The organism is Bacteroidota bacterium (assembly GCA_018692315.1).
GTDB lineage: Bacteria > Bacteroidota > Bacteroidia > Bacteroidales > JABHKC01 > JABHKC01.
This window is the reverse complement of the sequence record JABHKC010000143.1, coordinates 1-7,495: the sequence shown is the minus strand read 5'-3', so window position 1 is coordinate 7,495 and position 7,495 is coordinate 1. Positions and strand designations below refer to the sequence as shown.

General features: G+C 30.9%; 4 protein-coding genes. All 4 read left to right on the top strand.

What is annotated here, in order from left to right:
• Nucleotides 1-189: 189 nt before the first annotated feature.
• Nucleotides 190-1,941, top strand: coding sequence for a DUF262 domain-containing protein (locus tag HN894_10495; protein ID MBT7143758.1), 1,752 nt, complete (start codon nucleotides 190-192; stop codon nucleotides 1,939-1,941).
• A 499-nt stretch (nucleotides 1,942-2,440) separates the two neighbouring features.
• Nucleotides 2,441-3,916: a hypothetical protein gene (locus HN894_10490; protein ID MBT7143757.1), complete on the top strand. Its 1,476-nt coding sequence runs from the start codon at nucleotides 2,441-2,443 to the stop codon at nucleotides 3,914-3,916.
• Nucleotides 3,917-4,425: 509 nt separating this feature from the next.
• The gene (locus HN894_10485) at nucleotides 4,426-5,460 is read left to right on the top strand and encodes a Fic family protein (protein MBT7143756.1); all 1,035 of its coding nucleotides are present in this window, start codon (nucleotides 4,426-4,428) and stop codon (nucleotides 5,458-5,460) included.
• A gap of 795 nt (nucleotides 5,461-6,255) precedes the next feature.
• Nucleotides 6,256-7,368 carry a hypothetical protein gene (locus HN894_10480; GenBank protein MBT7143755.1) on the top strand — a complete coding sequence of 371 codons (1,113 nt, stop codon included), beginning with the start codon at nucleotides 6,256-6,258 and terminating at the stop codon, nucleotides 7,366-7,368.
• Nucleotides 7,369-7,495: the final 127 nt, after the last annotated feature.

The following is a 7,495-nucleotide window of genomic DNA, read 5'->3' as shown; positions in this document are numbered from 1 at the left end:
CAATGAAGAACTCTATCGGTAAGCCGTATGAGGGAAAACTTCACGTACGGTTTGATGAAGGGGGTACTGATAGTCTAACTAATTTTATTATCTTTGTAGAAAAAAAAAATTATGAATAGGCTATCAGGCTCTACTCTACGCCTTCATTAAAGAAAACGAGAAATTAGCAACATAAAAAAGGAAATTAGAATGTCATATTTAGGAATTTCAATAAAAGAAGCGATAAATAATGCAAATTGTGGAACAAATGGATGGTTTCTTCCTGCAATACAAAGACCTTATGTTTGGGGTAGTAGGTATGAAAATGAAATATATATCTGTAAATTATTTGACTCTATTTTGAAAGGTTATCCTATTGGTGGACTTATCGTTTGGAATACAAATGAAGAAATACCATACAGAGAATTTATCTCAGACTACTTACCTGATGAAATTCCAAAATTAGTTGACAAAGGTTTACATAAACGACCTGACAAATGGCTCATCTATGATGGACAACAACGAATTCAAACTCTTTATAGTTGTTTGAAATATACATTTCACGGAAAAATTCTTGTGTATGATTTACTGTTTGATTTAAATAATGGAAATGACCCCGAAGAAACTGGTTTTTCATTTGCAGAAAAGAATTCAGACCTTGAATGGAATTTTATCAGAATGAACGAACTATTTGCAAAACAACCTGATGAAGAAAAACGAACTTACAGAAAGTCAATATTAAGATTAAACGAAAATATTAATGACAAGGAAGAAGAGTTAATTGAAAATAACATTGATATTCTTTGGGATATTTTTGTTAAAACGGAAACAAAATCACTTGCTTATTTTCCAATTAAAACTTCTAATGAGAAAGTAGTGAACGAAATCTTCGAAAGATTAAATACTGGTGGAATGGCTCTGTCATTAGCCGACATATTGTTCTCTAAAATCAAATCTGAACATTATGACTTTGAAGAAAAACTTCAAGGTTGTTCAAAAGAAATTTATAATTCAACTGGAAAAGGTTATTTGTTTAATGCTTACAATATTCTTCAACTAATTTATTTACTGGTAAAAAAAGGTGTAAGAATTGACCCGAAAAAAGTAAAACAAAATGAAATTGATGTTTTTAAAACAACGTGGGATAAATTAGAAACTCCATTACAATCTTTCTTTACTGATTATTTGTGGGGACAGTTTAAGATAAATAACAACTCAATTATTCCAAGAAATTTAGCATTGCTTCCAATTATGGTTTATTTCTACGAGATATATAGTAAAGGCTATAAATTCAAGAATATCTCTGGGCAAAATCTGAAAAGTATAAATTCATATTTTATAAAATCACAAATAAATGACTGGAACTTACAAAGTTACATTGATAATTTCAGTAGATTAATTTCTGAAAAGTCAAAAGGGACAAATGAATTATTTGATTTTCCTATACAAGAAATTGAAGACTTTATCTCTGAAAAGAAAAAACGAAATATTGAAATCCACGAAGACACTTTTGTAGGTTACAATTGGTTTGTATTAAAAATACTTACACCTGAAAGAATTTATCAATTTGAACCTGACATTAAAGGGCGTTTTAATCCTGAAATTGACCACGTATTTCCAAGAAAATTAAAGAACCGAAATGCTGATTATGACAATACTGTTGACATAGTTTGGAATATGCAACCAACCAAAGGAGAAATAAATGGTTTTAAGACTAATATACATCCAAAATTATTTTTTACTGATAAGTCTACAAATGCAAAAGGAGAAAAAATAGTTGGCAGTAAATATGTTAATGAATATGACTTTTTGTTTCCAACTAACAGTAATAACCAAATTGACTTTGATGATAATATTTGGGAAAAACCAATTGAATTTATTAATAAGCGAAAAGAAATAATGATTGATTATTTAAAAACTAAATATGACATCACATTTAAAATTGAAGAAAAAGAAGAATAACGAAAGGCTAATCGAGTAGGCGGCTGATGGCAAAATAGCCACCAGTGCACCTCTCACACCACAAACCGTACAGGTCTCGTACTTAGCGGTTCATCAAGCAAAAGGAAATTTGAGTTGATGCTCTGATGGAAAAGTTCTTCGAGAAAATTGAAAATGTTGAGAAAAGGAAATATAGCCTCTCAATTGTAGTCTTTTTATACTTACTATAGTTCCAATCATTTACCATGTGAAAATCAAAAGCAAAGCAAACCCATATCTGCCCGAATTCGATAAATACTTTTATCAGAGAATAAAATGTAGAGAAGACATTGCTATGAAATGCAAGCAAATTACTACATTTGCTGCAAATGAAAAATTGTACTAAAACAATAAAAAGCCGGGTAACCCTTCGCCGGAAAGCCTTTAAAGTGCCTGAGCCGTGTGTCGGGAAACTTGCACGCACGCTTCTTAGGGGGCGTAAGCTACCCGGTGCGAATATTATAATCTAAATGATGACAAAATGAAGAAAATAAAAATCCTTGTATTGCTTGCTTGCTTACCAACATTCTTTTACGGTCAAGGTATAAATTTTACAATTGATATAGACACCTCAAAGTACATCAAAAACGATAGGAATTTCAGTGGCAGACTATTTGTCCTGATGAATTCAGACACTACTCAACTCGCATTGTATTGGCCAAATACATCAAATCCACAACCTGCTTTTGCACTTGATGTTGAAAATTTCATACCGGGACATAAAATCACGATTGATACAGCAGCAACAAAATGGTTACATTCATTAGAAGATCTTGAAGGTTATTATTCTGTAAGTGTTTTATTTGACATAGATACTACATTAGATAATCTTTTAGCACCTGGGAATTTGGTTTCGGATAAACAAATAATTAGAATTGAGAAAGGTAAAAAACAAACTTTTAATTTTAAGATTGACTACCCTATTTATCCATATCCTTTTAATGAGACAGACTTACTTAAAGAAATACAAATAGAAAGCAAACTTCTTACTGATTTTTATGGGACACCAAGCAAGATTACAGGTGCTGTAATTTTACCTAAAAGTTATTATAGGGACACAACAAAGACATATCCGGTAGTATATGTATTTCCCGGATGGGGAGGCAATCGCTTTCACATTGTTATGGGCGACTTCAACCAAAAGCGATATGGCATGTCCGGATTTGGAGAAGAAAAAATCTTCGTTTTTATGGATCAGCAGTGTAGATATGGGTATCATGTATTTGCCAATTCAGAAAACAACGGTCCCAGAGATAAATCTTTTGTTAACGAATTTATACCAGCTTTTGAGAAAAAATACAGAGTTGGCAGACACCGATTTTTGATTGGACAATCTTCAGGAGGATGGGCAACACTTTGGTTGCAGGTAAAATATCCTGACATTTTTGACGGAGCATGGGCTGCATCACCAGATCCAATTGATTTCAGGCATTTTGAAAGCATGGGAAATATGTATGATCATAAAACAAATGTTTACTCTAAAACAGATGGCACTCCTAAAATCCATGCACGTAAGGATGGAAAAGTAATTATTTCAAATCGTGATTATATATTAATGGAAATCCTCTATGGAGAAGGCCAACAATTTGGCTCCTATGAATCAGTATTCAGCAAAAGAGGAGACGATGGAAAACCCATGCAGGTATTTAGCCGAGAAACCGGATATGTAGTTACAACTGTATCGGAAAACTGGAAGAAGTATGATTTAAGATACATCATTGAAAATGCTGAAGAAGGCCTTTTAAAAAAACTCTCCGATAAAATTCATATCCATGTAGCCAATGATGATAATTATTTTCTTGATTTAGGAGTGAGAGGATTCGAAGAGGCAGCTGAAAATCTGGAATTTGAAGTGGATATTCATATTTATAATGAAATGGGACATGATGTATGGAATGATTCGCTCAGATATAAAATACACTCACAAATTGACAATATCTGTAATCGTTTCAAATAGATGACATTCGCTAATCGAGTAGGTGGCTGACGGTCAAATAACCGCCAGTGCAGCTCTCATAGCTCTGCTGAGCCTGCCGAAGTGCCACTAAGCTACGATTCTCATACTTAGCGCTTCATTAAGCAAAAGAAAATTTGAGTTGATGTTCAGATGGTATATCTCTCCGGTTTGGGATAAAGGGGAAAAGACAAAATTAGTTTGCGAGCTTCCAGAATTCTTATATTTTTGCAATGGTATTTTTAATTTAAACTAATTTATAACAAAGTCAATCAATATTAGAACATGAAACAATTTAAACAACTGAAAATATACACAAATGTATCAAGCACAAAGTTTAATGAAATTGTAAATCCATTCGATGAGATTGAAATTAAAACTTAAATATAATAGAGAAATATATGGAATATTCTGTATATACTAATGTTGTAGCTCATTTAAAGAAACAATATAGCTCATTTATTTGCATATTTGAGCCGAATTGAGTACTTTTGTGAGCTAAATCATATGATATGAATATTGATAATTTGATAACAAATTTTGTAAAAGAAAATCCAAATTGCTCTTCTAATGATATTTTGCAAGGAATAAGCGAAAATAAGAGTCTTGCAACAATAAAAAGGACAATTTCAAGAATAATTTCAGAAAAAATAATAATTTCAATAGGAAAAGGAAAGGCAACAAGATATAAACTTTCTCCTTTCTATACACTATTTGAACAAATTGAAATTGAGAAATATTACGAAAAAGAAATTGATGAAAGAGACATTAACGAAAATTTCAATTTCTCATTAATTACTGAAATACTACCAAACGTAAATTTATTTTCGAACAAAGAAATAGAAAAACTAAGCACATCTCAAAAAACATACATCCAAAATATTTCCGAATTGAGTGAATTTGAATATAAAAAAGAATTAGAACGTTTAGCAATAGATTTAAGTTGGAAATCATCACAAATAGAAGGAAATACCTATTCGCTTTTAGAAACAGAACGATTATTAAGAGAAAAAGAAACCGCAGCAGGAAAAACGAAAGAAGAAGCAATCATGTTGCTTAACCATAAAGATGCTATTGATTTTATTGTTGAAAACCCAGACTATCTATTTCCGTTATCTGTCTCAAAGATTGAAGATATTCATAGTATTTTAACAAAAGAACTTGCTGTTGATAGAAATATAAGAAAAAGACGTGTCGGGATTTCAGGTACAAATTATAAACCATTAGACAATGAATTTCAGATAAAAGAATCTCTATCAAGGGTTTGTGAATTAATAAATGAAAAAGAAAATATTTTTGAACAAGCTCTCTTGACTTTGATATTAATTTCTTACATTCAACCATTTGTTGATGGAAACAAAAGAACTGCCAGGATAGTATGCAATGCCATTTTGATTAATTATAATTATTGTCCTATTTCATTTCGAACAGTAGATAGTGTTAATTACAAAAAAGCAATGTTGTTATTCTATGAACAAAATAATATAACAAATTTTAAAAATGTTTTTATTGAACAATTTGAGTTTGCAGTAAAAACATACTTTTAGAATGATAAAAAAACGAGTCATAATCGGGTAGGGGCGACTGACAGCATTATAGCCACCAGTGCAGCTCTCACAGCTCTGCTGAGCCTGCCAAAGTGCCACTAAGAGTAGGGGTCTCGTACTTAGCGGTTCATTAAGCAAAAGGTAATTTGAGTTGAAACTCAGATGGAAAAGTTCTACAAGATAATTGAAAATTTTCCAATCAAAAATCAAAAAATTGCAAAACAAAAAAAACACAAGCAAAAACCTGAGGGGAGATAAAAAGCGCAGATGCAAACTACGCTATGCTGGGTTGAAGCACCCGAACAACATGTTTGCCTGAGCCGAATTAAATTTATGCAAATAAAAAAAGACAAAAATAGTTTGCTGACTATTAGAATTCTTTTATTTTTGCAATTGTATTATTAACATTTAATTAATGTGTAGCAAAGTCAATCAATATTTGAGTATGTACCAATCGAAACAACAGAAATATACACATATTTGCAAGAATAATTTTATAAACTTAATAAATCCAATAGATGACATTATTTAATGAAAATTCACCTTATTCCCGAGAAAATGGAAATAATAGTTACCCAACTAATAAAAAAATAAGAGGAAGTTTCCTCTTACACAGATGTTGATCAGCAGAAACGTAACTGAATTATAAATTTGCTACAAGAAAACAGATAAATGTAAAGCCACCGCACAAATTTCACATTTGGTTTTTTGCCGACTCACAAAATACCAACACAAAATAACCAAAAGAGCAAATTCTTGCCAACGCTGAACTAACCAAAGCAGAATATCCTGAATATGAAAAGTATTTTAGACTACATAGCAGAAGAGACGAACGGTAAAAATTATAAATCGTATAAGTATTGTTTTGAGAATGTTGAAGTGCCAAAACTTGAATATGACGATAAACAAGGAATTAAAGTTAAAAAAAGTGGGGAAACAGATAAAAGTCTAAAAACATCAAAATCAATAGAGGCAATAGCAAAGAAGGTTCAAGGAAATACGTTATTTAAGTACTTTCTTGATGGTTCAAGAAGAACATATAAAGTTGATGATATAGCTTATGACAAACGCTTGTACCCTGTTATTGCAGGGCAAATCGGAGTAGGTATTTGTTATAGAGAGAATCCTGATACTTTCAAAGCATTTAGTTTATTAAATCCATTAGTAATTTGCTTGCCAAGCAATGCTAATGCTGTTTCTTCAAGTGATAAATTATTCTTTAATAATCTTGTTTCAAAATTAAATAAACAAGAATTATTAGAAAAACAAGATTTGAAATTTGAAAAGATACTTTCTTATTCACATTCTGCACTAAAAGACAATCAGAAATATGAGGACAGAGGAGTAGCAAAAATTCAAGATGAAATGATAAAACTTGAAAAAAATGTTGTTGCAGAATTGGTTAGAAAGAAAAAACTAAACAAGAATACATTTCTTATAAAAGATGGTTCTCTCGAATATGAATGGGACAAAACAGATTTAAAGAACCTTTCATCAATAAAAGCAAATTACGCAAGCGTAGTTGGAGTTTCAAAAGCATTTAATCCCGAATCATTGTCAAAAGATGTTAAAGATATTTCTCGAAAAATTGCAGATTTGCCAAATCACCACAGAACGCCTGCTTTTATGTATGAAACAGAAAGAATACCTGATGTGAAATTTGCAGTTTGGTATTTGAGAATACGAGAAACAATTAGTCCTTTTGATGGAGTTTTGAAAATTGAAAAGATTTTAGTTTGGGATAAAGAAGAAGATGACGGACTAGATAGTGACGAAATTGATTTAATTAGTGCAAATATTATCAATGAACGCAATCCTGTTTGTTATGGTCAAGATAATAGATGGGCAAAACATTTATACCCAGTTTTTTTAACTGAAAAATATATTAAGAGTAAATACCTAACCTGATTAATTCATAAACTTTTTTTTCATAAACGTTTCTACAATTTTCATGCTCAAATATATTAACATTGATGAGTTTTAGTTAATTTTTTTATTCAATTTTAAATTTTACCGAATTTTATTTTGAATGATT

Coding starts and splice junctions, on each gene's coding strand:
- HN894_10495 (MBT7143758.1), top strand. CDS start 190: ATGTCATATTTAGGAATTTCAATAAAAGAAGCGATAAATAATGCAAAT.
- HN894_10490 (MBT7143757.1), top strand. CDS start 2,441: ATGAAGAAAATAAAAATCCTTGTATTGCTTGCTTGCTTACCAACATTC.
- HN894_10485 (MBT7143756.1), top strand. CDS start 4,426: ATGAATATTGATAATTTGATAACAAATTTTGTAAAAGAAAATCCAAAT.
- HN894_10480 (MBT7143755.1), top strand. CDS start 6,256: ATGAAAAGTATTTTAGACTACATAGCAGAAGAGACGAACGGTAAAAAT.